A 24,797-nucleotide genomic window follows, 5' to 3' on the forward strand; every position below is an offset into this window, starting at 1 on the left:
GGCTCAGAGCCAGGGCAGCTCGTCGGCCGCGTAACGGTGCGCCCGGAAGACCGAGTTCTGCGCCCCGGCCGAGGACTCCAGGCCCACCCCGTCGCCGAAGGAACGGAACTGCGGGACGACGAACTCCCACACCACGTCCCCGTCGGGGGTCACCTCGAAGAGCCGGCCGAAGGAGCCCTCCGCGATGAACGTGTTGCCGTTCGGCAGCCGCTGGGCGCTGGACATGTAGGGGCTGTAGAAGTTCTGCGGCGGGTTGTCCGTGTAGGACCACACCTCCTCGCCCGTGCGCGGGTCGAGCTCCAGCACCCGCGAGTACGGCACGGAGGTGGTGTCGCGGTAGGTGCCGTTGTCGAAGACGAGCACGGTGCCGCCCGGCAGTTCGTGCGGGTGGTGCTGCTGGGCCAGGACGTCCGGGCCGATCAGCCACTGCACGGAGCCGTCCGCGCGGTCCACCGAGACCGTGGTGGAGGCGCTGCGGAAGCCGATGACCACGGAGCCGTCGGCCCGCTCGTTGACGGTGTTGGCCATGGGCCAGTGGTTGCGGGCGAAGTGCGGGTTGAGCACCACCCGCTCCGGGTCGAGGTGCTCGATCGCGGCCCAGCGCCAGACCACCTCGCCCTCCCAGGTGATCTCCAGCACCACGTCCCCGTAGATCACGCCGCCGGGGGCCTCGGAGCCGGGGATCCCGCCGCGGATCCGGGCCGCGTCGGCGGGGGAGAGGGGTTCGACGGTGCCGATCAGCAGGTTGCCGTTGCGCAGCACCGTGGCGTCGTGGTGGTGGAAGGGGTGGCGGACCTCGCGCAGCACCGTGGAATCGGGGGCCAACTCCTGGAAGATGCCGCCGTGGTAGACGTCCCAGATCGGGAACAGGGTCGGGCCCGTGGTGTCCTTCGCCGCGTAGAAGAGGTTCCCGTTCGGCAGGATCTGGGCCTGCCGGCCGGGCGGGTGCGGGGAGGTCCAGGTGTGCGAGGGACGACCCTCGATGTCCACGAGGTGGATCTCGCCGGCGCTGGTGATCGGCGTGTACAGGGTGTGCCCGCCGTAGCTGCGGGCGGGGTCGTGGGCGATCAGGCCGACGCCCCGGCGGCGCAGGGTGTTCTGGTCGACGGTCATGGGGTGCTCCTTCGAGGGGAGGGTGTGGTTGACGGGTTCAGCGGACGGTGACGGCGGCCGGGTCGGCGGCCTTCAACGGCGCCGGGTCCAGCCGGCCGAGCAGGGCCGCGCGGTCGGCGGAACCGGGGAGCTTCTGAGCGGACTTGGCCCACGCGGCCTCGGCCGTGAGCTGGTCGAGGAGGGCGGGGGAGAGGGTGGCGCCGTACTCGTAGCGGGGCTGGAAGGCGTTCACGTACCCGGCCTGCACGGCGCCCTTGGCCTGGGCGAGGACGGCCGCGCGGGCCCCGGCCGGGTCGGCGGCGATCTCCCGCTGGGCGCGCAGCAGGGCGCGGACGGCGGCGGCGGTGCCCTCGGGGTCCGCCTTCGGCCCGGCGACGAGCAGGGTGCGGGCGGTGTAGCCGGTGAAGGGGAGTTCGGCGTAGCGCGCGCCGAGGGCGGTGCGGGCCGCGTCGTAGAAGGAGGGGAAGGTGATCCCGGCGTCGATGTCGCCGCGCGCGAGGGCGGGGGTGACCTGGTTGGGCGCGAGGTTGACGATCGTCACGTCGGCGGGCTTCAGACCGGCGGAGTCCAGCATGCGGGAGAGGGCGTACTCCACGTTGGTGCCCTGCGGGACGCCCACCTTGCGGCCCTTGAGGGCGGCGAACCCGGTCACGCCCCGATCGGTGCGGGTCAGCAACCGCCAGTCGGTGAACCGGGACAGGTCGGCGACGATCCGCAGGTCCCGGCCGCCGAGGGCGGCGGTCACGGCGGGCAGGTCGCCGACCACGCCGAGCTGGGCCTGGCCGCCGAGCACCGCGTTCAGCGCGTCCCGGCCGGTGGGCTGGGTGGTGACGCTCGCGGCGATGCCCTCCTTCGCCCACAGGTCCCGTTCCTGGGCCACGTGGACGGGGGCGCCGCCGAGGTGGTCGCTGGTCGCGAGGGTGACGGTCGGACGCCCGGCCGCGGCGGGGGAGGGGCGGTCCTCGCCGGCGGAGCAGGCCGTGGCGAGGAGGGAGAGCAGGGCGGCGGCGAGGGCCGCCGTCACGAGACGGGGTCGGGGCATGGGGGGAGGGTCCTTCCGGGACGGGCGCTGGTGGGCGGTGGTGTGGGGCGGGGCGGCGTGGCGCGCGGTCGGGGTCGCGGGTGCGGTCGGGGTCGCGGGGGCGGGGGCGCGGGTCAGGCGTCGGCGGGGGTGAGCAGGTGCCCGGCGATCAGGGCCCGCAGCGCGGGGTCGACCGGACCCTCGGGCACGGGATGGTCGGCCAGCACCCGCCCGGGGGAGCCGCCGAGGACGACCACCCGCTGTGCGAGGGCCAGTGCCTCGTCGATGTCGTGGGTGACGAACAGGACCGTGGCCCCGCGCTTCGCCCACAACTCCCGCAACAGGTCCTGCATGCGGGTGCGGGTCAGGGCGTCCAGGGCCCCGAAGGGCTCGTCCATCAACAGCACCTCCGGCTCGGCCGCCAGGGCGCGGGCCAGCGCGACCCGCTGCTGCATGCCGCCGGACAGTTGCGCCGGATAGCGTTCCGCGCCCTCGGCGAGACCCACTTCGGCCAGGGCCGCCAAGGCCCGCCGGCGCCGTTCGGCCCGGGGCAGGCCGTGCCGCTTCAGCGCGAACTCGACGTTCCCGCGCGCCGTGCGCCAGGGGAAGAGGGCGTAGTGCTGGAAGACCACGCCCCGGTCGGGGCCGGAGCCGCGCACCGGCTCCGCGCCGGCCGTGACCCGGCCGGCGGCGGGGGCGACGAACCCGGCGACGGCGCCCAGGATCGTGGACTTGCCGCAGCCGCTCGGACCCAGCAGGGCCGTGAACGAACCCGCGGGCAGGTCGAGGTCCACGGGGTCGAGGACCGGGGTGGAGCCGTAGCGGACCGAGACGCCCTCCAGGCGCACGCGGCGGCTCACGAAGTGCTCCAGTGCACGAAGCGGCGGCCGACGCCCGCGAGCACGAGGTCCACGAGGACGCCGAGCAGCCCGAGCACGATCAGACCCGCGAACATCCGGTCCACGCGCAGGAACTGCCCGTCGACCTGGAGGCGGTAGGCCAGTCCGCTGTCCGCGCCGCCGAGTTCGGCCGCGACCAGGGCGAGCAGGGCCACCGAGGCCCCGTAGCGCAGGGCGGCGAGCAGGGCGGGGGCGGCGGCCGGCAACAGCACCTCGGTGAACCGCCGGTGCGCGGGGGCGCCCAGGGTGCGGGCGGCCCGCAGGTGGGTGGCGGGGATCCGCGAGACCCCGTCGTGCACGTACAGCCAGACGGCGAGGAGGACGGCGTAGGCGATGAGGAGGCGCTTGGCGGTCTCGCCGATGCCGAACCAGGCGGTGGCCAGCGGGACCAGGGCGATGGCGGGGATGGGGCGGAGGAAGGACACCAGGGGGGTGACGGCGGCGGACAGGCGCGGCAGGTAACCGGTGGCGAAGCCGAGGGCGCTGCCGACCAGGGCGCCGAGGGCGAAGCCCTGCCCGGCGCGGGCGAGGCTGGCGGCGAGGTCCTCGGCGAGGAGCCCGGTGCGGGCGGAGTCGGCGAGGGCGGCGGCGGTCTCGGTGGGGGTGGGCAGCAGTCCCGGGGCCACCGCACCGGACCAGGCGGTCAGGGACCACAGGACGAGCACGGCGGCGGCCACGCCGAGGGCGGGACCGATCCGGGCCCGGGCCCGGCCCGCCGGGGAGGGGGTGGAGTGCACGGGTCTGCTCCTCGTTCGATCGGGGTGCTGCATAAGCGAGATCAATAATTGACCACGCTTATGAAGGGAGTGTTTCAACAATGCGAAACCTCCCGACCCCGCCCGCCCAGGTCGCACGCACGCACGCCCGACCGCCCGCACCGGAACGCCGGAAGGCCGCCGAGGGGGCGTCCCCTCGGCGACCTTCCGGCGGGCGTCGGCGTCGCCCCCGCCGTCAGGCCCGGCGGGCTCGGACCCCGGCGGGCTCAGACCCCGGCGGGCCGGCGGCGGTCGCGGTACAGGCGCGCCAGGCCGGTCAGGCCGGCCAGCGAGAGCGCGCCGCTGACGACGCCCCACGCGATCTGGGCGCCGCCCTCGACGGCGAAGTTCGCGACCACGTTCGTGGCGACGCCGATGGCGACCAGGGAGCAGAACAGAGCCTTCACGACGGGGTCCTCCGAGGGGATCAGGGCCGGGGGCCCCAGCGGCCCGCGGTGGTTCCCACGATGCCCCCCGCCCCCCGCTCCCCACGAGGGGCCGAGACCCCGGACCGGGGGTGTAGCCAGGTACACCACCCCCTGGTCACGGCACTAGGCTGACCGGGTGAGGACGAGTGCGCGGCGGGCGTGGCCGGCGATGAGGTACCTGCTGCGGGCGACGGGCCTGTCCGTGGCCACGATGGCCTTCCTGCCCGTGTTGGCGTTCGCCGCCGTCGCCGGCGCGGTGTTGGTCGGCGCGGGGGCGGTGCCGGAGGCGGTGGTCCTGCTGCGGCGGATCGCCGGGTTCAAACGGGCCGAGGTCGCCCGGCGGCTCGGGACGCCCGTGCCGGAGGCGTACGCGCCGCTGGTGGGCGGCTTGCGCGCCCGGATCGGGACGGCGCTGCGGGACCCGGGCACCGTGCGCGACCTGCGCTGGCTCGGACTGCACCTGTTCCACGGCTGGTTGTTCGCGCTCGCCGGGCTCCTGCTGTGGGCGGTCGGCCTGCCGGTGGACGCGGTGTGGCGCGCCCTGTCCGGCCGGTCCGGGCCCGTGCCGGCGTGGACGCACGCGCTGGCCGATGCCGAGGCCCGACTCTCCGCCGCCCTCCTCGCACCCTCGCCCGAGGCCCTGCGCCGCCTCGAACTAACCGCGCGGGTGGCGGAGTTGACCGAGACGCGGGCGGGTGCCATCGCCGCGCACGGGGCCGAGCTGCGACGCATCGAACGGGATCTGCACGACGGGGCCCAGGCCCACCTGGTGGCCCTGTCCCTGCGCGTGGGCCTGGCCCGCCGCGCCCTGGAGCGGGACCCGGACGCCGCCCGCCGGCTGCTCGACGACGCCCAGGACCAGGCCGAGGCCGCCCTCGCCGAACTGCGCCACGTGGTGCGCGGCATCCACCCGCCGATCCTCACCGACCGCGGCCTGGTCGGCGCCGTGCGGGCCCTGGCCGCCGGCAGCACCCTGGAGGTGTCGGTGACCGCCGACGGCGTCGAGGGGGCCGCCCGGCCCCCGGCGGCGGTGGAGGCCGCCGCCTACTTCGCGGTGGCGGAGTCCCTGACGAACGCGGCCCGGCACAGCGGCGCGGACCGGGCCCGGGTGGAACTCTCCCGGGCCCCCCGCGCCCTGCTCGTGTCGGTGCGCGACGAGGGACGCGGCGGGGCCTCGGAGGCGGCCGGGACCGGCCTGCCCGGCCTGCGCCGGCGGATCGCCGCCCTCGACGGCGGTGTTCGGGTGTCGAGTCCCGTCGGGGGACCGACCGTGATCGAAGTGGAGATTCCGTGCGTGTGGTGATCGCCGAGGACAACGCCCTGCTGAGGGAGGGACTGGTGCTGTTGCTGACCTCCGCCGGGCACGAGGTGGTCGCGGTGGCGTCGACCGGACCGGAGGTGCTGCCGGCGCTGCTCGCGCACCGCCCGGACGCGGCCGTGCTCGACGTGCGGATGCCGCCCGGCTTCCGTGACGAGGGACTGCGCGCGGCGCTCGCGGCCCGTGCCGAGCGGCCCGGACTGCCGGTGCTGGTGCTCTCGCAGTACGTGGAGGAGACGTACGCGGCCGAGCTGTTGGGTGCCGGGGCCGGCGGGATCGGCTACCTGCTCAAGGACCGGGTGGGGCGCGTGGACGAGTTCCTCGACGCCCTGGAACGGGTGGCCGCCGGCGGTACCGCCCTCGATCCCGAGGTGGTCTCCGAACTGCTGGCCCGGCGCGGACCGGACCCGGTGGAATCCCTCACTCCGCGCGAGACGGAGGTGCTGCGGCTGATGGCCGAGGGCCACGACAACGCCACGATCTCGGCCCGGTTGGTGGTCGGCGAGCGGGCCGTGAGCAAACACATCGGGAACGTGTTCCTCAAGTTGGGCCTGCCGCCGAGCGACAGCGGCCACCGCCGGGTGCTCGCCGTGCTCGCCTACCTGAACCGCCGCGCTCCGGCCACCCGCCCCTGACGCCCCGTGCCCGGGCCGGGGCTCGCGCCGGGCACGGCCGCCCGTCGGGTGCCCTCCGTCAGGGCTTCGACCGGCACCGGGGCGTGCGCCCGCGCGGGGTGGGCGGCGGCGGTCGACAGGGCCGCGTTGCCGCCCATCGACTGGCCGACGAGCACGGGCTCCCGCAGGTCGAGCGAGTCGAGGACGGCGAGCACGTCGGCGACGTACGCGGCGCGGGAGCGGTCCTCGGGGCGGCGTTCGCTCGCGCCGTGCCCCCGCTGGTCGACGGCCACCACCCGGTGCCGGGCGGCCAACCGCTCGGCGACGAGGTCCCATTCGCCGGCGTGCCCCGCCAACTCGTGCGGCAGGACCACGGGTCGCCCGGGCCCGCCCCGGTCCCGGCGGGACAGGTGCGTCCCGTCCCGCCACACCACGCGTTCGCTCCATGTCACAGGCCCTCTTCCACGGTTCGTCCCGAGAATTCGGCCACGCGCCCCGACCGGCCCGCGCACCGGGTGTCGGCGATCGAGGAATCACCGGGGCGCGCGCGGGGTTGGAGCGAAGTGGGCGGGGCAGGCGTCCTCGACCGGAGACCGACCGACCAGGGCCGCGGTGCGGCAGAGGGAAGTGTGGCGATCATGAGCTTCAACGGACATGGGCGCGTCGTCAGTCCGGCGTCCCGCGCCTCGATGCACCTGCCGGAGTGGCTGGCCGGCAGCCTGGAGGCGAACAAGTTCTTCCCCGCCGCCGACATCGGCCTCACCGACCCGGCGGCCCCGCACGACGTGCCCGGCCGGGGGGACCCGTTGCGGGACGGGCGGATCGCCAGCGCCGGCTTCGGCGAGGCGCTGATCCTGGACGGGACGACGGCGCCGGACGGTTCGCCGTGGCGGGGGCACCCGGTGCGGCCGGACACGGGCCTGCCCGTCACCTGGAGCCTGCCCACCCCCCATCTGACCCGCAGGTTCGCCTACTTCGTGACCCGCCGCGACTGGAACCCCGATCTGCCGCTGACCCGCGAGCAGTTCGAGCCCGAGCCCTTCCACGTGGTGCAGTCGATGCTCGACCCGTACTGGGACCACGTGCCCGCCCTCACCCCCGCCGACCCCACCCGGCACACGGTGCCGCTCCCGGACCGCACCGGGCGGCACGTGCTGCTGGCCGTGTGGGAGATAGCCGACGGCGCGCACGCCTTCTACCAGGTCGTCGACCTCGACTTCGGCGGCGTCGTCGCGGCCTGAGCACCGTGGTGTCGGTGGCCCCTGCCGCGGCGCCCCCACACCGGTGCCGCCGGCGCGCGGACGAGCGCCCGCCGTGTCGGCTCAGGGGGGCGGGGGGCCGTCCTGCCCGGGCTCATGGGGCGGGCGGCCCGCGCGCCATTCGGGGGCCTCGGCGTCCTCGCGGAACTCCAGCAGGTGTTGGCCCGCCAGGTCCCGCAGGGCCTCGCGGACCTCGGTCGGGGTGACGTGGAAGAACTCCCGCCGCCGGTTCACGCGGTTGACGCGGCGGTCCTCGAAGGCGCGGTGCAGGGACTGCTCCAGCCCGACGGCGTCGTCGCTGAAGATCAGCGCGTGCACGTCGAAACGGAACGGCACGGAGGCGTCGCCCAGTTCGTGGACCCGGTCCATGGGCTCCAGCCGTCGGGTCATGCCGATCTTGACCATGCGGTCGCCGAAGGCCCCGATGTTGGAGATCACGTACACGTACCCGGCCCGCGCGTTGGCCTCGCGTTCCGTGACCGCCGACAGGGAACCCTCGATCTCGGCCAAGCGGGCCTCCAACTCGGCCCGCGCCGCCGGATCGGCCTCCGCGCCCTCGGCGCCCAGCCGGGCCAGGGCGCTCGCGTAGTGGCGGCGTTCCTTGTCCAGGCGGGCGCGTTCCCGTTCGATCTCCCGCGCGAGCTTCTCCTCCTCCCGCTGCCGCGCCCGCAGCTCGCGCCGCCGCTCCTTCTCCTCGGCCTCCTTGGCGAGGTGGTCGGCGGTGAGTTCGAGTTCGCGCAGCCGCAGCCGGTGGTAGGCGGGGGAGATCCGGATCTGCATGGTCGCGCCGAGCTTGGCGATGGTCTCGCGGGACTTCTCCAAGCGGTCGGTCAGGGAGGCGAGGCGGTGCGGGCGCATGGAGCGGACCGCGTTGTCGGCCTCCGCGTTGTAGGCGCGCAGCATCAGCTTGGAGAAGTCCTGGACCATCTTGCGGCCCTTGGCGAGGGACCCGTCGACGGTCCAGCCCGTGGCCCCCTGCACGGCCTCGCCGTTGCGGGTGAGGGTCTTGACGTGATCGCGGAGCTCGGCGAGCCGCGCGGTGTAGGCGACGGCGTCCTGGAGGGGGTGCCGGTAGGAGTAGATCCCGGCCTCCTGGAGCATCACCTCGTCGCGGGTGGCGACCAGGGCACGGGCTGCCTCGGCGAGGCGGGCGTCGGCGTCCGTGATGCGGCCCTCGACGTGCGCGGCCCGCGACTCGGCCTCGGCGGCGCGTCGTTCGGCCTCGGCGGTGCGTTCGGCGAGGCGAGCCGAACACGCGTCGACCTTCTCCCGCAGGCGTCGGTCGAGTGCGGTCTCCTCCTCGGCCCGACGCTCCTCCTCGCGTCGGCGGGCCGCGTCGCGGGCCTGGGCCTCGGCGGTGATCTCGGCGGGGGTGAGGCCACCGAGCCGGTGGACCTCGGCCCGGAGCCCCGCGAGTTCGGCGGCCAGGTCCCGGGCCCGGGCGTCGGCGTCCGCCGCGGCCTCCTCGGCCCGCCGGCGCCTGCCGAACAACGCGCCCCCGGCCCGCGCCGACTCCTCCGCCCGCTGCCGGGCGCCGGGCGGCGCGACCAGTAGCGAGGGCGCGGGCGAGGGCACGGGGCCGGACATGTGCGGCGCGGCGTGCGGAGCGGGCACCGGCGCGGGCGCGGGTACGTGCGGCGCGGCCGGCGACGCGAACGGTCGGGAGGGGGGCGCGGAGACAGGGGGTGCGGTCGGCGGTGCGGGCACGGGGCCGGATACGTGCGGCGCGGCGTGCGGAGCGGGCACCGGCGCGGGTGCGGGTACGTGCGGCGTGGCCGGTGACGTGAATGGTCGCGCGGGTGCGGAGACAGGGGGCGCGGTCGGCGGTGCGGGCACGGGGCCGGACATGTGCGGCGCGGCGTGCGGAGCGGGCACGGGCGCGGGCGCGGGTACGTGCGGCGCGGCCGGTGACACGAACGGTTGCGCGGGCGCGTGCACAGGCGGCGCGGCCGGTGGTGTGGGCGCGTGCGGTGTGTGCACGTGCATCGCGGCCGGCGGTGCGGGCGGGATCGTGGGCACGGGGGGTGCGTGCGGTGGGGTGGGCGGGGCCACGGGCAGCCAGAACTGCCAGCCGGGCGGGGGCGGCGGCCACGAGGGGTCCGGGGTCCAGCCCGGCGGCGGGGTCCAGCCGGGCGGGATCGGGGGCCAGGTCGGCGGAGGGTTGAAGCGGAAGGACATGGAGGTGGGGGCTCCTGGACCCGGGCGGGGCCGGTGACGGGTGGGATGGGCGACGGGTGGGACGGGGGACGGCTCGGCCGGGCCGGCCCGAGGGTCGGCCCGCGACGTCCGTGACGGCCGGGAAGGGCCGTCGGCCGGCCCGCGACGTGCCCGGAGGGCACGCCCCGTCCCTGTCTCAGCCTCGCACCGGCTCGGGTCCGGGCCCCGGGGGCGAACGTCCCCCGGGGGCCGGCCAAGGCCCCGGTCCCGTGCCGTTTCGCGTGGTCGTCCGGTGTGGGGTCAGGTGGTGACGTGGTCGTTCGTGATTCGGGCGTGCCTGGAGGGCACGTTCCGTCCCTGTGGCCGGCCTCGCGCCGGCTCGGGTCCGGGCCTCGGGGGCGAACGTCCTTCGGGGAGTCGCCAAGGGCCCGGCCCCGTGCCGTATCGCGTGGCTGCCCGGTGCGGGGTCAGGTGGTGACGTGGCCGTCCGCGGTCAGGCCGGCGAGGACCGCCTCGCCGACGGCCACCACCGCCCGCTGGGGGCGGAGCATCACGGTGATCTCGCCGATCCGGCCGTCGTCGGTCAGGTGCAGCAGGTCGATGCCGTGGACGGGCCGGCCGCCGACCGCCGTGCGGAACACGAGGACCGCCGCCGGGTCCCGGTCGGTCTCCCCGGCGTCGATCGCGGCGCCCACCTCGCCGGCGAGGCGGCCGACGTAGCGGAAGTCCTCGAACGTGCGCAGCAGCACCCGGAAGAGGGCGAGCACGGCCTCCCGGCCCTCGAAGGGCTTGGAGGTGACGGGGCTGTTGAGGCGGACGTCCTCGGTGAACAGTTCCGCCAGGGCGTCGAGGTCGGCGGCGTCGACGGCGGCGGCGAAGCGGTCTGCGGTGCTCATGGCGACTCCTGGGCTGGATCGGGTGAACGGTCATCGATGCGAATAGTCATTTTCTTGACTATCATGGCGGCGCGTTCCTGAGAAGACGTGCCCGCACCACGACCGGGAGGTGACCCGATGGCACTGCGCCACGCCGTCCTGGCGGCTCTGCTCGACGAGGAGTTGAGCGGCTACCAGCTCGCCAAGGCGTTCCGCACCGGCGTCGCCAACTTCTGGCACGCCTCGCCGCAGCAGCTCTACGCCGAACTCGCGAAACTGGAGGCGGAAGGGCTGATCACCGGCCGCGAGGTGGTGCAGGAGACCCGCCCCACCAAGCGCGTGTTCCGCGTCACCGAACCCGGCCTGGCGCTCCTGGAGAAGTTCACCGCCGCCGAGACCAGGCCCTCCGTCATCCGCGACGACCTCCTGGTCAAGGTGCAGGCCGCCGACCACGTCGACACCGCGCACCTGATCGACCGGCTCGCGGAGCGCGCGGAGTTCGCCGAGACCAAGATCCGGCTCTTCGAGTCACTGCTCCTCGGCATGCGCGGCGAACGCGCCGAGGACGAGTACCTGCGCCGGGGCGAGCGGATCGGCCCCTACCTCACCTGCCTGCGCGGCCTGGAGTTCGAACGGGCCAACCTGGCCTGGTACGAGCGGGCCACGAGAGTTCTCCACGAGAGGCGGACCACCCGTGACCACCGATGAACGAGCGCCGCTCCCGGCGTCGGGGCTGCGCTACGTGGCCCTCGGCGACAGCCAGACCGAGGGCGTCGGCGACGGCGACGACACCACCGGCCTGCGCGGCTGCGCCGACCGCCTCGCCGAACTGATCGCCGCCCACGACCCCGCGATGAGCTACGCCAACCTGGCCGTCCGGGGGCGCCTCGCCGGCCAGGTCCGCGACGGGCAACTCGCCCCCGCCCTCGCCCTGCGACCCGACCTGGCCACCGTCGTCGCCGGCGTCAACGACGCCCTGCGCCCGAGGTTCGACGCCGACGAGGTCGCCGCCGCCCTGGAGGACATGTTCGCCGCGCTCACCGCGCGGGGCGCCCGCGTCGCCACCGTCACCTTCCCCGACATCGCCCGGCTGGTGCCCCTGGCCAAGGGCGCCGCGCCCCGCGTGCACGCCCTCAACGACCGGATACGCCGAGCCGCCGACCGGCACGGTGTGGCCGTCGCCGACTTCGCCCGCCACGAGACGGCCGTCGACCCCCGCATGTGGAGCGCCGACCGCCTGCACGCCACCCCGCGCGGCCACGCCATGATCGCCGCCGGCGTCGCCCACGCCCTCGGCCTGCCCGGCAGCGACGACTCCTGGACCCGCCCCCTGGCCGACCCGCCGCCCCCCGCCCCGACCGGACTGCGCGCCGTGGCCGCCGAAGCGCGCTGGCTCGCCGGGTTCGCCGGGCCCTGGATCGGGCGCCGCCTGCGCGGCCGCTCCTCCGGCGACGGCCGCACCGCCAAACGCCCCGAACTCCTCCCGCCACGACCCGCCCCCTCGGGGACCGCCCCTTCGGGGAGCACCCCCCGAACCTGAGGACGATCTTCAGGAAACGAGACGAATCGCGTGCGAGCCTTGTCCCCATGCACGCGACGCACGAGATCCTGCTCGTCGAGGACGACCCCCAGCTCGGCCCCGCCCTGCGGGCCGGCCTGACCGCCGAGGGCTACCGCGTCGAACTCGTCACCGACGGCCGGCACGCGCTCCAGCGCGCCCTGGCCGGCGGGCACGACGTGATCGTGCTGGACCTCATGCTGCCCGGCCTGCCCGGGCAGCGGGTCCTGGCCGCCGCGCGCGCCGCCGGCCTCGCCACCCCCGTGCTCGTGCTCACCGCCATGGACGGCGAACACGACGAGGCCGAGGGCCTCGACACCGGGGCCGACGACTACCTCGTCAAACCCTTCTCCTCCGTGGTCCTCCTCGCCCGCCTGCGCGCCCTGCTGCGACGCGGGGCCCGCACCGCCGAGGACGGCACGGTGCTCCGCGCCGGCGACCTGTGGCTGGACCTCGCCGCCCGCCGCGCCGGGCGGGGCGCCGTCGAGTTCGCCCTCACCCCCAAGGAGTTCGCGATCCTCGCCTGCCTCCTGCACACCCCCGACCGCCCCGTCTCCAAGGAGGCCGTCCTCGACGAGGTCTGGGATCCGGCCTACACCGGTGGCACCGGCATCGTGGAGGTGTACGTCTCCGCGCTGCGCAAGAAGGTCGACGCCCCCTTCGGCACCCACAGCATCGAGACCGTCCGGGGCCACGGCTACCGGCTGCGCCCCGACGAGGCCCCCCGTGCCCACTGAGCCCCGACCCGCCCGGCCCCGCCCCCGGCGGTTCGCGCGCCGGTTGCCCGCCCCCGTCCGCACCGCGCTCGTCGCCGGCCTCGCCGCCCTCGTCCTGTGCGCCGGCGCCGCCTGGTGGTTCCGCGCGCACGTGTACGAGGCCGTGTACGGGGAGTCCGTCCAGCGCGCCATGGAACTCTCCCTGCGCCTGGGCGAACAGGTCACCCAGGACCTGCGCAACACCCCCCAAGGGCTGGGCGACGGGCCCTTCGTCCAGATCGACCGAACCGGCCGCGTCCTCACCGCCGCCGGCGGCGCCCTCGACCTCGCCGACCTCCCGGAACTGCTGCCCGCCCCCACCCCCGGACCACCCGCCGGCCGCGCCGTCGGTCAACCCCTGACCGCCGAGGTGCGCCTCGGCGCCGTCGACGAGACCGGCGCCGCCCGCTTCCACCTCCCCGACGGCGGCCTGCGGCCCGTCACCGGCGGACTGCCCGAGGTCGAGGGCGCGATCGTGCACGCCGAGGCCCACTACCTCGCGCACCGCACCGTCACCGCCGTCGTCCTGCCCCTGCACACCCCCGCGAACCACTGCGCCCACCCCACCGAGGCCGACGGCTCCTGCCGCTCCACCCTCTACGTCCTCGTCCCGCCCTACGTGGCCGAGTACGCGGCCGGCGCTCTCATCCGCCCCCTCGCGATCGGCGTGCCCACCGCCGCCCTGCTCCTCGCCCTCACCGCCTGGGCCGCCGCCCGCCGCTCCCTGCGCCCGGTGGAGGCGATCCGCCGGGAGGTCGCCGAGATCACCGACACCGCCCTCGACCGCCGGGTGCCCGTCCCCGAGGGCCGGGACCCGATCCGGGCCCTCGCCCTCACCACGAACGCCACCCTGGACCGGCTGGAGGACGCCGTCGAACGCCAACGGCGGTTCGTCGCCGACGCCGCCCACGAACTGCGCTCCCCGCTCGCCGCCCTGCGCTACCGCCTCGAATCGGCCCTCGACCACCCGGCCGACCCCGGCACCGACCCCGACCCCGGCACCGGCCGGGACGAGACCCTGACCGAGGCCCTCGCCGCGACCCGGCGGCTGCACGAGCTCACCGAGGACCTGCTGCTGCTGGCCCGACCCGAGGGCCCCGGCCCCGAATCCCTGGTCGACCTCGCCGGTCTCGCCCGCGAGTTCGCCCTCGAACACCGGCACCTCGGGCACCCCGTCACCGTGGCCGCCGCCCCCGAGCAGGCGCCCGTGCGCGGGGACGGGATCGGCCTGCACCGGCTGTTGCGCAACCTCCTCGACAACGCCGTCCGGCACGCCCGCACCGCCGTGGTGCTCACGGTCGTCGTGGACGGCCCGGAGACCTCGGTCAGCGTGCGCAACGACGGCACCGCGCTGACCCCCGAGGAGTGCGAGCGGGTCTTCGAACGGTTCACCCGGCTCGACGAGGCCCGCACCCGCGACGCCGGCGGCAGCGGGCTCGGCCTGGCCATCGCCCGCGACCTCGCCCACCGCCACCACGGCACGCTCACCGCTCACCCCGCCGACCCGCCGCCCGGCACCACCTTCACCCTGCGCCTGCCGACCGCCCGCTGACGCGAGCCCCGGCGCCGTCAGCCGAAGCGTTCGATGCGGATCCGGTCCACCGGCTGCCCGAGCGCGACCAGCAGCCGCGAGGCGTGCTCGGCGAACGCGTTCGAGCCGCACACGTATGCCTCCCACTCGGGGGCGCCCGCCGCGAAACAGGACGCGAGGTGATCGGCCGACAACCGCCGGCCCTCGCCCTCGCGGGTCAGCACGGCGGTGGTCTCCGCCCCGTACTCGGCCGCGTACGGCAGCTCCGCCCGGGTGCGCGCGGAGACCAGCAGCCGCAGCGGCACGTCGAGCCCGCGCACCCGCCGGTGCCGCAGCATCGACATCAGCGGCACCACCCCGGTGCCCGCCCCCAGCAGCAGCGCCGGCCGGTCCCCGGGCCAGGCGAAGAAACCGCTCAGTGGGCCCCGCACCTCGAACTCGTCGCCGACCCGGGCCACCGTGTGCAGGTGCCCGGAGACCTCCCCGCCCGCCACGTGGTCCAGGGTCAGCTCCAGGTGACCGGCGTCCTCGGGCGGAGAGGCGATCGAGTAGTGCCGCTGCGCCGTGTAGCCGTCCTCGGCGGTCAGCCGCAGCATCAGGTGCTGCCCGGGCAGGTGCTCCTGCCGGTCGGGCACGGCGAAGCGGAACGTGGACACGCGGGGGGTCTCGCGCCGGATCCCGACCAGCACCGCGCGCCGCCATTGGGCGGCGGCCCGGTTGCTCACCGCGATCCGCTCCGGCACCGCGAAAACGGAACCGGACGCGGGACCGGACCCGGACGCGGGACCCGACGCGGCCCCGACCCCGACCCCGGACCCCGAAGCCTCAGTCGCCGGCATAGCGCTGCTCCTCCCACGGGTTGCCCCGCGCGTGATAGCCGTTGCGTTCCCAGAAGCCCGGCTCGTCGTGGTCCAGCAGCCGGATCCCGGCGAGCCACTTCGCGCTCTTCCAGAAGTACAGGTGCGGCACCAACAAGCGCGCCGGACCCCCGTGTTCCGGGGTCAGCGGCGCGTCCTGGGCGGTCAGGGCCAGCCAGGCCCGGCCGCCCCGCAGGTCCGCCAACGGCAGGTTCGTGGTGTAGCCGGTGTGCGCGTACGCCACCGCGTGCGTGGCCGAGGGGTCGGGGCGCACCGCGTCGAGGAACACGTCCAGGGACACCCCGCCGAAGCGCACCCCGAACTTCGACCAGGTCGTCACGCAGTGGATGTCGCCCTCCCAGGTGGAGCCGGGCAGTTCCCGCACCTCCTCCCAGGTCCAGGTGCGGGCCTCGCTGACCAGCCCGTCGATCCGGAAGGTCCAGTCCTCGGTGGGCAGGTCGGGGGTGACCTCCGCCGAGAGCACCGGCCAGTCCGAGCGGGCGTCGTACTGGCCCGGCGGCAGTCCCGGGTTGCGGGTGCGGGAGCGGCCGACGAAGCCCCGGGTGACCAGGGCGCTCATCGCGGCCCGTCCCCGGCCAGGATCCGCAGGGCCTCCAGGGCCACCGCGCTGCCCCGGGCCACGCCCCGGGCCACGACCTCGCGGTGCGGGTCGTAGCCGCCGGTTGCCTCGGCGTCCACGAGTTCGTCGGCGTTGGCGCCGTCCACGACGAGGACCCCGCCCGCGCGCAGCCCGCGCAGCGAGGCCGTCACGTACAGGGCCGACAGCTCCATCTCGATCGCGGCGAGCCCGGCGCCGGCGTAGGAGGTCAGCGGGATCAGGCCGGGCTGGAACGCGGCCCGGGTCCACACGATGCCCCGGTGGTGCGGGGCCTCGGCCTCGCGGGCCGCGCGGGCCAGGGCGAGCACGGCCTCGGGCGCGGCCACCGCCGGGTACTCGGCGGGCACGAGCTGCTGGGTCACCCCGTCGTCGCGGACGGCGGCCTCCGCGACCACCAGGTCCCCGTCGGCGATCCCGGTGCGCATGGCGCCGGCCGTCCCGAAGCGGATCACGTCCCGTACGCCGGCGTCGGCGAGTTCCTGGAAGAGCAGGATGGCGCCCGGTCCGCCGACCCCGTGGGAGGCCACGAGGACCGGCAGGCCGCGCCACTCCCCGGTGAACACCCGGTACTCGCGGTGCGAGGACACCTCCCGGGCCCCGTCGAGGAGTTCGGCGACGGCGGCGGCGCGGGCCGGGTCGCCGACCACGAGGGCGTGCGCCGGCAGTCCGGTGCGGGGGATGCGGGTGACGGGCAGGAGGTCGGGCGCGGTGGTGGTCATGCGGGGGCTCCCGTGGTGCGTCGGCGCTTGGCCGTGGTGAGGAAGAGGGCGATCAGGGTGACGAGGTAGGGGGCCGCGTCCGTGGCCTGTTGGGGCAGGCCCAGGCCCTGGAGGCGGAATCCGGTGGCCTCGGCGAGGCCGAAGAGGAGGGCCGCGAGCAGTACGCCGAGCGGGAGGGCGCGGCCCAGCATGACGGCCACGACGGCGATCCAGCCGCGGCCGGCCGTCATGTTCTCGGAGAACAGGGTGACGTTGCCCAGCGAGAGCTGCGCGCCGGCGACCCCGCACAGCACGCCGGAGGCGAGGACGGCGGCGTATTTGTACCGCGTCGGGTTCACGCCGAGGGTGGCGGCGCTGTCCGGGGCCTCGCCGACGCCGCGCAGCCGCAGCCCCCACACGTGGCGGGACAGCAGGAGGGCGGCGACGCCGACGGCGGCCCAGGCCAGCCAGGCCAGCGGGGAGAATCCGGCGATCTCGGGCAGTCCGGCGAGGTTCGGGTCGTCGAAGGTGCCCTGCACGCCGAAGACGGTGCGCAGCAGGAACGCGGTGAGGCCGACGGCCAGCAGGTTCATGGCGACGCCCAGGACCACGGCGTCGCCCTTCATGGTGACGGCGCCGACCGCGAGGATCAGCGAGTACGCGCCACCCGCGAGGGCCGCCGTGAGCACGCCGAGCCAGGGGCTGCCGGTGAACCAGGAGGTGGCCACGGCGGTGAAGCAGCCCATGAGCATCATGCCTTCGAGGCCGATGTTGAACACGCCGGCGCGTTCGCACAGGGCGCCGCCGAGGGCGGCCAGCAGGATCGGGGTCAGCGCGCGGAGCGCGGAGAGGACCAGATCGGAGTCGAGGGACATCAGCGGGCCCGGACCTTCTGCGGGGGTGCGGTCGGGGAGCCCGGGGTCTCGGGCTCCGGGGTGGTGGGCGCGGGGCGCCGTCTGCCGCGCAGGGGCACGCGCAGTCGGGCGGCGAGGAACACGATCACGACGGCCTGGAGCACCTGCGTCAGCTCGCGCGGGACCTCCGTGGTCCGCTCCATGGACAGTCCGCCGACCTGGAGGACGGCGAAGAAGAACGCGGCCAGGGCCGTGCCCGCAGGGGCGGCGGCGGCCAGCAGCGCGGCCGTCAGCCCGGTCCAGGTGTAGCCGGGGGCGGTCAGCGCGCCGTCGAGGAAGCGGTAGGGGAAGGAGAGCACCCCGATGGCGCCGACGAGACCGGCGAGCGCGCCCGAGACGCCGAGCAGTCCCAGGGTTCGGGGCCCGGGGGCCACGCCGGAGGCGGCCGTGAAGCGGGGGCCGAGCCCGGTCATCCGGATCTCGTATCCGACCGCGGTGCGGCGGTCGACCAGGTGGTAGGCGACGGCGGCGAGGGCCACGAGGACGAGGCCGACGGTGACCGTGGAGGCCCCGAACGCGGGCAGGGCCACGCCCTCGGGCAGCGGCCGGGTCTGCGGCAGGCTCGATCCCGGTTCCTTCAGCGGATAGCGGGCCAGCCAGGAGGCGAACGAGGTCGCCGGGTAGGACAGCAGCAGGCTGCTGACCAGCAGCGGCACCCCGAAGCGGATCTCGCAGACGGCGGCGAGCGCCGCGTACAGGGCGCCCGCCGCCATCCCGGCGAGGATCGCGAGGACGGTGGTGAGCGGCGCGGGCAGCGGGCTGTACAGGCCGACGACGGCGGCGGTGATCCCGCCGAGCACGAGCTGCCCGTCGCCGCCCAGGTTGACCAGGCCGGCGCGGAGCGGGATCGCCAGGGCCAGGGCCATGCCGAGGACGCTCGTGCCGGTGGTGAGGGTGGCGCCGATGCCGTCGGCCCCGAGGGAGCCGGTGAGGACGGCGGCGTAGGCGCCCAGCGGGTCGGCGCCGGTACCGACCAGGAACAGGGCGCCGACGACGAGGGCGGCGAGCACGGAGAGGAACAGGGGGGAGCCCAGGGCGCGGGCCGTGAGGACGCGGATGGTGGTCATGTCACGCCTCCTCGGAAGCGGGTGGTGCGGGTGGTACGGGCTCTCGGGTGGGCACGGGCTCGGGTTCGGGCTTGGGTTCGGGGGTGGGTGGGGCGCCGGCCATCGCGAGGCCCAGGACCCGTTCGTGAGCCTCGTCCTTGGTGTACTCGGCCACGATCCGGCCCTCGAACATGACCAGGACCCGGTCGGCCAGGCCCCGGATCTCGCTCAGTTCCGCCGACACCAGCAGCACCGCGTGCCCCGCGTCCCGGTAGTCCACGAGGTGGTCGTGGATGGTGCGCACGGCGCCCACGTCCACGCCCCGCGTCGGCTGTTCCACCAGCAGCAGTGGGGCGCCGTGGGCGAGTTCGCGGCCGATGAGGAGCTTTTGCAGGTTGCCGCCGGACAGCGAGCGGGCGGCGACGGCCGGGGAGGCGGCCTTGACGCCGAAGCGTTCGATCAGTTCCCGGGCGTGCGCCCGGACCGCCTTGGGCGGCAGCAGTCCCCGGCGGCCCAGGGTGGTGCGGTGGTGGCCCATGGCGAGGTTCTCGGCGACGGACGCGGCGGGCGCGGTGCCCACGGCGTGCCGGTCCTCGGGCACCCAGGCCAGGCCGGCGCGGCGCCGGCGGGCGGTGGAGGCCCGGGTGAGGTCCCGGCCGGCGAGGTCGATCCGGCCGGCGGTGACGGGCCGCAATCCGGCGAGGGTCTCGATGAGTTCGCTCTGTCCGTTGCCCGCGACCCCCGCGATGCCGACGATCTCGCCGGCGCGCACGGTCAGGTCCACGTCGTGGACGCCGGCGGCCGAGAGCCCGGAGACCGTGAGGACCGCCGGGCCGGGCCGGCCGGCCGGGTGGATCCGGTCGAGTTCGACGGCGCGGCCGGTCATCGCGGCGGCGATCTCCTCCGCCGTGGTGTCGGCCGTGCGCATCCGGGCCACGACCCGGCCGTCGCGCAGCACCGTCACCCGGTCGCAGCCCTCCATGACCTCGCGGAGCTTGTGCGTCACGAGGACCACGGCGTGGCCCTCGTCGGCGAGCCGGCGCAGGACCGCGAACAGGGCGTCGGCCTCGGCGGGGGTCAGGACGGCCGTCGGCTCGTCCAGCACGAGGGTGCGGGCGCCCCGGTACAGCAGTTTGAGGATCTCGACGCGCTGGCGCACGCCCACCGGCAGGTCCGCGATGCGGGCGTCGGGGTCCACGGGCAGGCCGTGCAGGGCGGCGAGTTCGGCGACCCGGCGGCGTGCGGCGGCCCGGTCGACGAACCCGAAGCGGCGCGGTTCGGCCCGGTAGACCACGTTCTCGGCGACGGTCAGCGAGTCGAACAGCTTGAAGCTCTGGTGCACCATGCCCAGTCCGGCGGCCATGGCCTCGCCCGGGTTCGCGAAGGCGACCTCGCGGCCGTCGACGCGGACCGTGCCGGCGTCGGGGCGGAGCATGCCGTACAGGATCGACATGAGGGTCGACTTGCCGGCGCCGTTCTCGCCCATGAGGGCGTGGATCTCGCCGCGCCGGACCGTGAGGTCCACGCGGTCGTTGGCGAGGGTGCCGGGGAACTCCTTGGTGATGCCGCGGAGTTCCACGGCGGGCCCGCCGGGGGTGGCGCCGGGGGTGGGATCAGACGGCGGCGGGGTCATCGACCTTCAGCTTCCCGGCCACGATCTCGTCGCGGAGCGCCTTGATCCGCTCGACGACGTCGGGGTGCTTCGCGATCACGCACTGGGTGGACGCGAGGTTCTCGCCGAGGCCGGTGAGGGTGATGCCGCCCTCCTTCAGACCGTAGGAGACGGTCTTGCCCGCGTTGCCGGCGAGGATCCCGGCGACGCCCTTGTCCACGGCGACGTCCGTGCGCTTGACCACGTTGTCGACGACGGTGCCGGCGGCGGTCGGGCACTGGTTGACGTCGACGCCGTACGCGAACGCGCCCTTGGCCTTCGCGGCCTCGAACACGCCGTAGTTGCCGGCGGCGGCCGCGGCCATGATGTGGTCGGTGCCGTCGGCGATCAGCGAACCGGCCTGCTCCTTGGCGCGCGCCGAGTCGTCGAAGGGGGACTGGCCGCCGACGAAACGGGTGGTCGCGACGACCTTGGCGGGGTCCTTCGCCGCGTGCTTGGCGCCGGCCGCGAAGGGGTCGCTGTAGCGGCGGAACTGCGGGGTGTCGAGCACGTCCACGGCGCCGACCTTGCCGCTCGCGCTGAGCAGTCCGGCCTCCGCGCCCGCGAGGAAGACCCCCTCGTGCTCGCGGAACACCGCGCAGCTCACGTTCGGCAGCGGCTTGGCGGTGCAGGCGTCGACCATCAGGAATTGCTGCTTGGGGTGGGTCCCGGCCTGCTGGGCCACGGCGTCGGCGAACTCGAAGCCGACCAGCACGACCACCTCGGGGGCGGCGTCCACGGCGGCCTTGAGGTTCTGCTGCTGGGAGGACACGTCGGAGCTCTGGAAGACCTTGGAGGTGCCGCCCTGCGCCTTGGCCGCCGACTCGATGCCGGTGACGGCGAGCTTGAGGAACTCGTTCTGCCCCACCGGGTCGGGGGTGACCAGCGTGAACGCCTTCTTGCCGGCCGTGTCCGCGCCGGCCGGGTCCTTCTTCGCGGCGGCCGCGTTGCAGCCGGTGACCGCGAGGGCGGCGCCGGCCGCGAGGGCCGCGAGGCGGAACGTGCGTGATCTGTGGAGCATGGCGGTGCCTTCCGGGGAAACGCGGGATTCGCCGCGAGGTGACCGCGGACGCGGGGAGCGCGGCGGAGAACGGGGGAGCGGGCGGAGCGGGGTGGAGCGAACGGGGCGGCGCGGTCAGCCGCGACAGGCGTCGCTCGAACACCGGCCGTGGTCGAGGAAGCGGCGCATCGTCAGCAGCACGGTCCCTCCTCGACTTTCGTTCGGCCATCCGGTGTGTGGTGGAGCAGGTGGAGGGTAACACCGGGACCCGCACACTCGTACGATCGTCTCGAACTGTGGTTCTTCGCGGTCGTGTACGGTGACGCGCACCCTCAACAGGCCCGTCCGGGTGACCACTCCCCGGAGATCCAGGAGCACTCATCCATGTCGCAGAAACCGCAGGAATTGCGCGCCGTCGAATGGACCGGCGACTCCCTCGCCCTGATCGACCAGACCGCCCTGCCGCAGCACACCCGCACCCTCGTCGTGCGCGACGTCGACGCCCTCGTCGACGCCATCCGCCGCCTGGTCGTCCGGGGTGCGCCGGCCATCGGGGCGGCCGGCGCGTACGGGGTCGCGCTCGCGCTGCTCCAGGGCGAACGCGAGGGCTGGGACGCCGAACGGCTGCGCGCCGAGATCGCCCGGATCCGTGCGGCCCGCCCCACGGCCGTCAACCTCATGGTCAGCGTCGACCGGGTCCTGGCCCGCCTCGACGAGGGCGTGGACGCGGTCCTCGCCGAGGCCCTCGCCGTGCAGCGCGAGGACGTCGAGGCCAACCACGCCATGGGCGCGCACGGCGCTGACTGGCTGATCAAGAAGGTGGGCGTGGACCGCCCGCTGCGGATCCTGACCCACTGCAACACCGGCGCCCTCGCCACCGCCGGCTGGGGCACCGCCCTCGGCGTGATCCGCGAACTGCACGCCCGCGGCCTCGTGGAGGTCGTCTACGCCGACGAGACCCGCCCGCTGCTCCAGGGCGCGCGCCTGACCGCCTGGGAACTCGACCAGGAGGGCATCGCCCACTTCGTGCAGGCCGACGGCGCCGCCGCCGGCACCATCCTGCGCGGCGAGGTGGACGCGGCGATCGTCGGCGCCGACCGGATCGCCGCCAACGGCGACACCGCCAACAAGGTGGGCACCGTGGGCGTCGCCCTGGCCTGCGCCGACGCCGGCATCCCCTTCCTCGTGGCCGCGCCCACCAGCACCGTGGACCTGGCCACCGCCGGTGGCGACGCCATCCACATCGAGATGCGCGACGGCGCCGAGGTCCTGGAGTGGGGCGGGGTCCGCACCGCGCCCGCCGCCTCCCGCGGCCACAACCCGGCCTTCGACGTGACCCCGGGCCGGCTCGTCACCGCCCTGGTCACCGAACGCGGGGTGCTGGAGGTCTCGGCGGGCGAACTCCCCGGCGAGCACCTCGCCTGAGCGGCCGCCCGCCCGCCCGCCCGCGCGCACGGGAGAGCGGGGCGGGACGGGGGCCGACGCCCCGTTCCGCCCCGCTCCCCGTCGGGCGGGTCCGCGCCCGCCCCGATCAGCGGTCCGTCAGGGCCAGTTCCAGCAGCCACTCCACGACCTCGGTGTGGTGCCGGGCCTGGCGCGGGTCCGCGCCCCACACGTACAGCCCGTGCCCGGCCACCACCACCGCCGGCATCCGCGGATCACGCGCCGCCTCCAGCCGGTCGCCCAGCTCGCGCATGTCCTGGCTGTTGGCGATCACCGGCAGGGTCACCTCCACGCCGTGCGCGGGCTGACCGACCCCCTTGAGCATCTCCAGGTCCTTGAAGACGATGCCGCCCGGCTCCCGCCGACCCATCGCCACCGAGGCCACCGTGTGCACGTGCACCACGGCGCCCGCCCCGGTCAGGGCCGCGACCCGCGCGTGCAGCTCGGCCTCCGCCGACGGCCGGCCACCGTCCAGCGAGGCACCCTTGGCGTCGACCAACACCACGTCACCGGCGCGCAGTTCGCCCTTGTCGTGGCCGCTGGCCGTCACCGCCAGGCGCAGCGGGTCCCGGGACAGGACGCTGGAGAGGTTCCCGGAGGTCCCCCGCATCCACCCGAAGGACGCGAACCGCGCCGACTCGGCCGCGAGCACCGCCCCGGCCGCCTCCACCTCCGCACGGTCGATGCCGGCGGTCCCCGCCGCGTCGATGACGGTCACAGTGCGCTCCCTGGTTCGATCTCGATCGCGTCGAACGCCCCCGCCTCCGGGTGGTCGCCGACGCCCTGCTCGTAATACGGCTCCCCGGGCCGGCGGACCCCGACGGTGCGCCATCCGGCGGCCCGGGCGGCGTCCAGCTCGCCCGGCCGGTCGGAGAGGAACAGGATCCGCCCGGCCGGCACGCCCGTCGCCGCCGCGATCCGACGGTAGGAGGCCGGCTCCTGCTTGGGCCCCGCGTTCTCCGTGTCGTACAACCCGCCCACCAACGGCAGCAGATCGCCCTCCGGGGTGTGCGCGAACCACGCGCGCTGCGCGGCCGCCGAACCCGAGGAGTACACGTGCAGGGCGATGCCCGCCGCGTGCCAGCGCCGCAGCGCCGGCAGCACGTCCGGGTAGAAGTGCGAGACGAGGTCCCCGCGCGCGAAGCCCTCCGACCACAGGACGCCCTGGAGCGTCTTGAGCGCGGTGGCCTTGCGGTCCTCGTCGAGCCACGCGTGCAGCGCCTCCTCGACCCGGGCCACGTCCGCCGCCGGCTCCCCGATCTCCTCGCGGACCTGACGGATCGCCCGCGCCACCTCCGGCTCCTCGCCCCGCTCGGCGAGCAGGGCCCCGAACCGGGCCCGCGAGTACGGGTACAGCACGTCGACCACGAAACCGGTGGCGCTCGTGGTGCCCTCGATGTCGAGGACCACGGCGTCCACCTCGGCCACGACCGTGCTCACGCCCGGTGTCCCGCGCTGATCGTGTCGAAGTCGGGGAAGCGGTCCGAGATGCGGTCCCCGGTGAAGTTCCCGATCCAGCCGTCCTCCTCGTGGAAGAAGCGGATCGCCGTGAACGACGGGTTCGTGCCCATGTCGAACCAGTGCGTCGTGCCGCGCGGCACGCCCAGCAGGTCGCCCTGCTCGCACAGCACCGCGTGCACCTCGCCGTTCACGTGCAGGTAGAAGATGCCGGCGCCGGAGACGAAGAAGCGGATCTCGTCGTCGTCGTCATGGGTGTGCTCCTGGAGGAACCTCTCCCGCGCGGCCTTCGCCTTCGCAGGGAACTCCGGGTCCTCACTGGGGTGCAGGCCCAGCACGTCGACGGTGGAGAAGCCCTCCTGCGCGTTCAGCTTCTCGATCTCGGGCGCGTACGCCGCGAACACCGTCTCGGAGTCCGCGTCGAAGGGCACCTCGGGCCGGATCGGCCACTGCTCGTAGCGCACCCCGAGCGGGGCCAGCGCCGCCGCGATCTCGACGGGGTCGGAGGTGCGCCGCACCAGGGTCTCGGGTCCGGATTCCGGCCACGTGGTCAACAGGGTCATGGGAACTCCAGTGCGGAAGAAGGCGGATGGAAGGAGCCGCGGGGGCGCGGCGGGCGCCGGGGGAGGGGCGGGCCGCCGGACGCGACGCGCGCCGCCTCGGGGGCCGGGGCCACGCGGGGACGGCGACGCACGGGGCGCCGGGCGGCGGCGGGCGGCTTCAGCCGCGACACGCCGCGTCGGTACAGCCCGGGGCGGCGCACGTACCGCGGTTCGGCGTCACGTCGCTCCCCACTGTCCCGAGGCTGATTTTCGTTCATCGGATCGT

26 protein-coding genes are annotated in these 24,797 nt (G+C 75.4%); 8 read left to right on the forward strand and 18 right to left on the reverse strand.

What is annotated here, in order from left to right:
• Positions 1-3 precede the first annotated feature (3 nt).
• The 5 genes from ACN20G_RS33920 to ACN20G_RS33940 form a co-directional block, all read right to left on the reverse strand.
• Positions 4-1,113, reverse strand: a complete 1,110-nt coding sequence (locus ACN20G_RS33920) for an aryl-sulfate sulfotransferase (RefSeq protein ID WP_424217088.1) — start codon at positions 1,111-1,113, stop codon at positions 4-6.
• Between the two features lie 37 nt (positions 1,114-1,150).
• A complete protein-coding gene (locus ACN20G_RS33925; protein WP_424217089.1) occupies positions 1,151-2,155 on the reverse strand; it encodes an ABC transporter substrate-binding protein in 1,005 nt (334 codons plus the stop codon).
• Positions 2,156-2,268: 113 nt separating this feature from the next.
• Entirely contained in the window at positions 2,269-2,994 is a 726-nt protein-coding gene (locus tag ACN20G_RS33930) for an ABC transporter ATP-binding protein (RefSeq protein WP_424217090.1), read from the reverse strand.
• Positions 2,991-3,770: an ABC transporter permease gene (locus tag ACN20G_RS33935; RefSeq protein ID WP_424217091.1), complete on the reverse strand. Its 780-nt coding sequence runs from the start codon at positions 3,768-3,770 to the stop codon at positions 2,991-2,993. The genes ACN20G_RS33930 and ACN20G_RS33935 overlap by 4 nt, the downstream gene beginning before the upstream one ends.
• Before the next feature lie 245 nt (positions 3,771-4,015).
• Positions 4,016-4,195, reverse strand: a complete 180-nt coding sequence (locus ACN20G_RS33940) for a hypothetical protein (protein WP_424217092.1) — start codon at positions 4,193-4,195, stop codon at positions 4,016-4,018.
• A 157-nt stretch (positions 4,196-4,352) separates the two neighbouring features.
• Between ACN20G_RS33940 and ACN20G_RS33945 the strand changes: the two genes are divergently transcribed.
• Both ACN20G_RS33945 and ACN20G_RS33950 read left to right on the forward strand, forming a co-directional pair.
• Positions 4,353-5,519, forward strand: a complete 1,167-nt coding sequence (locus tag ACN20G_RS33945) for a histidine kinase (RefSeq protein WP_424217093.1) — start codon at positions 4,353-4,355, stop codon at positions 5,517-5,519.
• On the forward strand, positions 5,507-6,169 hold the full coding sequence (locus ACN20G_RS33950; protein WP_424217094.1) for a response regulator: 663 nt from the start codon (positions 5,507-5,509) through the stop codon (positions 6,167-6,169). The genes ACN20G_RS33945 and ACN20G_RS33950 overlap by 13 nt, the downstream gene beginning before the upstream one ends.
• On the opposite strand, the gene ACN20G_RS33955 is transcribed toward ACN20G_RS33950, so the two are convergent.
• Positions 6,133-6,600 (reverse strand): alpha/beta fold hydrolase, encoded by a 468-nt coding sequence (locus tag ACN20G_RS33955; protein WP_424217095.1) that lies wholly within the window; start codon positions 6,598-6,600, stop codon positions 6,133-6,135. The genes ACN20G_RS33950 and ACN20G_RS33955 overlap by 37 nt on opposite strands.
• 186 nt (positions 6,601-6,786) lie before the next feature.
• Here ACN20G_RS33955 and ACN20G_RS33960 point away from each other — a divergent pair, with 186 nt between their 5' ends.
• The gene (locus ACN20G_RS33960) at positions 6,787-7,389 is read left to right on the forward strand and encodes a lytic polysaccharide monooxygenase auxiliary activity family 9 protein (protein WP_424217096.1); all 603 of its coding nucleotides are present in this window, start codon (positions 6,787-6,789) and stop codon (positions 7,387-7,389) included.
• Between the two features lie 81 nt (positions 7,390-7,470).
• Here ACN20G_RS33960 and ACN20G_RS33965 read toward each other — a convergent pair whose 3' ends face one another.
• Both ACN20G_RS33965 and ACN20G_RS33970 read right to left on the reverse strand, forming a co-directional pair.
• On the reverse strand, positions 7,471-9,021 hold the full coding sequence (locus ACN20G_RS33965) for a DUF4041 domain-containing protein (protein WP_424217097.1): 1,551 nt from the start codon (positions 9,019-9,021) through the stop codon (positions 7,471-7,473).
• 1,010 nt (positions 9,022-10,031) lie between these two features.
• The gene (locus ACN20G_RS33970; protein WP_424217098.1) at positions 10,032-10,460 is read right to left on the reverse strand and encodes a nuclear transport factor 2 family protein; all 429 of its coding nucleotides are present in this window, start codon (positions 10,458-10,460) and stop codon (positions 10,032-10,034) included.
• Positions 10,461-10,577: 117 nt separating this feature from the next.
• Between ACN20G_RS33970 and ACN20G_RS33975 the strand changes: the two genes are divergently transcribed.
• Genes ACN20G_RS33975 through ACN20G_RS33990 form a run of 4 tightly spaced genes read left to right on the forward strand, consistent with a single transcriptional unit; the run spans position 10,578 to position 14,304 of the window.
• Entirely contained in the window at positions 10,578-11,147 is a 570-nt protein-coding gene (locus ACN20G_RS33975; protein WP_424217099.1) for a PadR family transcriptional regulator, read from the forward strand.
• Positions 11,134-11,979, forward strand: a complete 846-nt coding sequence (locus ACN20G_RS33980; protein WP_424217100.1) for an SGNH/GDSL hydrolase family protein — start codon at positions 11,134-11,136, stop codon at positions 11,977-11,979. Before ACN20G_RS33975 ends, ACN20G_RS33980 begins: the two co-directional genes overlap by 14 nt.
• Positions 11,980-12,026: 47 nt before the next feature.
• A complete protein-coding gene (locus ACN20G_RS33985) occupies positions 12,027-12,734 on the forward strand; it encodes a response regulator transcription factor (RefSeq protein ID WP_424217101.1) in 708 nt (235 codons plus the stop codon).
• Positions 12,724-14,304, forward strand: coding sequence for a sensor histidine kinase (locus tag ACN20G_RS33990; protein WP_424217102.1), 1,581 nt, complete (start codon positions 12,724-12,726; stop codon positions 14,302-14,304). Before ACN20G_RS33985 ends, ACN20G_RS33990 begins: the two co-directional genes overlap by 11 nt.
• Before the next feature lie 17 nt (positions 14,305-14,321).
• Here the strand turns inward: ACN20G_RS33990 and ACN20G_RS33995 are convergent, their stop codons facing one another.
• The 7 genes from ACN20G_RS33995 to ACN20G_RS34025 form a co-directional block, all read right to left on the reverse strand.
• On the reverse strand, positions 14,322-15,026 hold the full coding sequence (locus ACN20G_RS33995; protein WP_424217103.1) for a ferredoxin reductase: 705 nt from the start codon (positions 15,024-15,026) through the stop codon (positions 14,322-14,324).
• A gap of 82 nt (positions 15,027-15,108) precedes the next feature.
• The gene (locus ACN20G_RS34000) at positions 15,109-15,720 is read right to left on the reverse strand and encodes a sulfite oxidase-like oxidoreductase (protein WP_424217104.1); all 612 of its coding nucleotides are present in this window, start codon (positions 15,718-15,720) and stop codon (positions 15,109-15,111) included.
• On the reverse strand, positions 15,717-16,478 hold the full coding sequence (locus ACN20G_RS34005) for a purine-nucleoside phosphorylase (protein WP_424217105.1): 762 nt from the start codon (positions 16,476-16,478) through the stop codon (positions 15,717-15,719). Before ACN20G_RS34005 ends, ACN20G_RS34000 begins: the two co-directional genes overlap by 4 nt.
• A complete protein-coding gene (locus ACN20G_RS34010) occupies positions 16,475-17,332 on the reverse strand; it encodes an ABC transporter permease (RefSeq protein WP_424217106.1) in 858 nt (285 codons plus the stop codon). The genes ACN20G_RS34005 and ACN20G_RS34010 overlap by 4 nt, the downstream gene beginning before the upstream one ends.
• The gene (locus ACN20G_RS34015; RefSeq protein ID WP_424217107.1) at positions 17,332-18,438 is read right to left on the reverse strand and encodes an ABC transporter permease; all 1,107 of its coding nucleotides are present in this window, start codon (positions 18,436-18,438) and stop codon (positions 17,332-17,334) included. Before ACN20G_RS34015 ends, ACN20G_RS34010 begins: the two co-directional genes overlap by 1 nt.
• A gap of 1 nt (position 18,439) precedes the next feature.
• Positions 18,440-20,050 (reverse strand): ABC transporter ATP-binding protein, encoded by a 1,611-nt coding sequence (locus tag ACN20G_RS34020; protein WP_424217108.1) that lies wholly within the window; start codon positions 20,048-20,050, stop codon positions 18,440-18,442.
• A complete protein-coding gene (locus ACN20G_RS34025) occupies positions 20,031-21,089 on the reverse strand; it encodes a BMP family ABC transporter substrate-binding protein (RefSeq protein ID WP_424217109.1) in 1,059 nt (352 codons plus the stop codon). Before ACN20G_RS34025 ends, ACN20G_RS34020 begins: the two co-directional genes overlap by 20 nt.
• Before the next feature lie 363 nt (positions 21,090-21,452).
• Between ACN20G_RS34025 and mtnA the strand changes: the two genes are divergently transcribed.
• Complete coding sequence (gene mtnA, locus ACN20G_RS34030; protein WP_424217110.1) at positions 21,453-22,493, forward strand: S-methyl-5-thioribose-1-phosphate isomerase; 1,041 nt, start codon at positions 21,453-21,455, stop codon at positions 22,491-22,493.
• Between the two features lie 106 nt (positions 22,494-22,599).
• On the opposite strand, the gene mtnB is transcribed toward mtnA, so the two are convergent.
• The 3 genes from mtnB to ACN20G_RS34045 are packed head-to-tail and all read right to left on the reverse strand — an operon-like array spanning position 22,600 to position 24,532.
• A complete protein-coding gene (gene mtnB, locus ACN20G_RS34035) occupies positions 22,600-23,229 on the reverse strand; it encodes a methylthioribulose 1-phosphate dehydratase (RefSeq protein WP_424217111.1) in 630 nt (209 codons plus the stop codon).
• Entirely contained in the window at positions 23,226-23,951 is a 726-nt protein-coding gene (gene mtnC, locus ACN20G_RS34040) for an acireductone synthase (RefSeq protein WP_424217112.1), read from the reverse strand. Before mtnC ends, mtnB begins: the two co-directional genes overlap by 4 nt.
• Positions 23,948-24,532 (reverse strand): 1,2-dihydroxy-3-keto-5-methylthiopentene dioxygenase, encoded by a 585-nt coding sequence (locus tag ACN20G_RS34045; RefSeq protein WP_424217113.1) that lies wholly within the window; start codon positions 24,530-24,532, stop codon positions 23,948-23,950. The genes mtnC and ACN20G_RS34045 overlap by 4 nt, the downstream gene beginning before the upstream one ends.
• Positions 24,533-24,797 lie beyond the last annotated feature (265 nt).

This window comes from Streptomyces dryopteridis (genome assembly GCF_049606955.1).
In the GTDB taxonomy this organism is placed as follows: Bacteria; Actinomycetota; Actinomycetes; order Streptomycetales; family Streptomycetaceae; genus Streptomyces.

What these genes read in the sequence shown, in the direction of transcription:
- ACN20G_RS33920 (WP_424217088.1), bottom strand. Translation starts at nt 1,113, where the DNA reads ATGACCGTCGACCAGAACACCCTGCGCCGCCGGGGCGTCGGCCTGATC.
- ACN20G_RS33925 (WP_424217089.1), bottom strand. Translation starts at nt 2,155, where the DNA reads ATGCCCCGACCCCGTCTCGTGACGGCGGCCCTCGCCGCCGCCCTGCTC.
- ACN20G_RS33960 (WP_424217096.1), top strand. Translation starts at nt 6,787, where the DNA reads ATGAGCTTCAACGGACATGGGCGCGTCGTCAGTCCGGCGTCCCGCGCC.
- ACN20G_RS33970 (WP_424217098.1), bottom strand. Translation starts at nt 10,460, where the DNA reads ATGAGCACCGCAGACCGCTTCGCCGCCGCCGTCGACGCCGCCGACCTC.
- ACN20G_RS33975 (WP_424217099.1), top strand. Translation starts at nt 10,578, where the DNA reads ATGGCACTGCGCCACGCCGTCCTGGCGGCTCTGCTCGACGAGGAGTTG.
- ACN20G_RS33985 (WP_424217101.1), top strand. Translation starts at nt 12,027, where the DNA reads ATGCACGCGACGCACGAGATCCTGCTCGTCGAGGACGACCCCCAGCTC.
- ACN20G_RS34000 (WP_424217104.1), bottom strand. Translation starts at nt 15,720, where the DNA reads ATGAGCGCCCTGGTCACCCGGGGCTTCGTCGGCCGCTCCCGCACCCGC.
- ACN20G_RS34005 (WP_424217105.1), bottom strand. Translation starts at nt 16,478, where the DNA reads ATGACCACCACCGCGCCCGACCTCCTGCCCGTCACCCGCATCCCCCGC.
- ACN20G_RS34010 (WP_424217106.1), bottom strand. Translation starts at nt 17,332, where the DNA reads ATGTCCCTCGACTCCGATCTGGTCCTCTCCGCGCTCCGCGCGCTGACC.
- ACN20G_RS34015 (WP_424217107.1), bottom strand. Translation starts at nt 18,438, where the DNA reads ATGACCACCATCCGCGTCCTCACGGCCCGCGCCCTGGGCTCCCCCCTG.
- ACN20G_RS34020 (WP_424217108.1), bottom strand. Translation starts at nt 20,050, where the DNA reads ATGACCCCGCCGCCGTCTGATCCCACCCCCGGCGCCACCCCCGGCGGG.
- ACN20G_RS34025 (WP_424217109.1), bottom strand. Translation starts at nt 21,089, where the DNA reads ATGCTCCACAGATCACGCACGTTCCGCCTCGCGGCCCTCGCGGCCGGC.
- mtnA (WP_424217110.1), top strand. Translation starts at nt 21,453, where the DNA reads ATGTCGCAGAAACCGCAGGAATTGCGCGCCGTCGAATGGACCGGCGAC.
- ACN20G_RS34045 (WP_424217113.1), bottom strand. Translation starts at nt 24,532, where the DNA reads ATGACCCTGTTGACCACGTGGCCGGAATCCGGACCCGAGACCCTGGTG.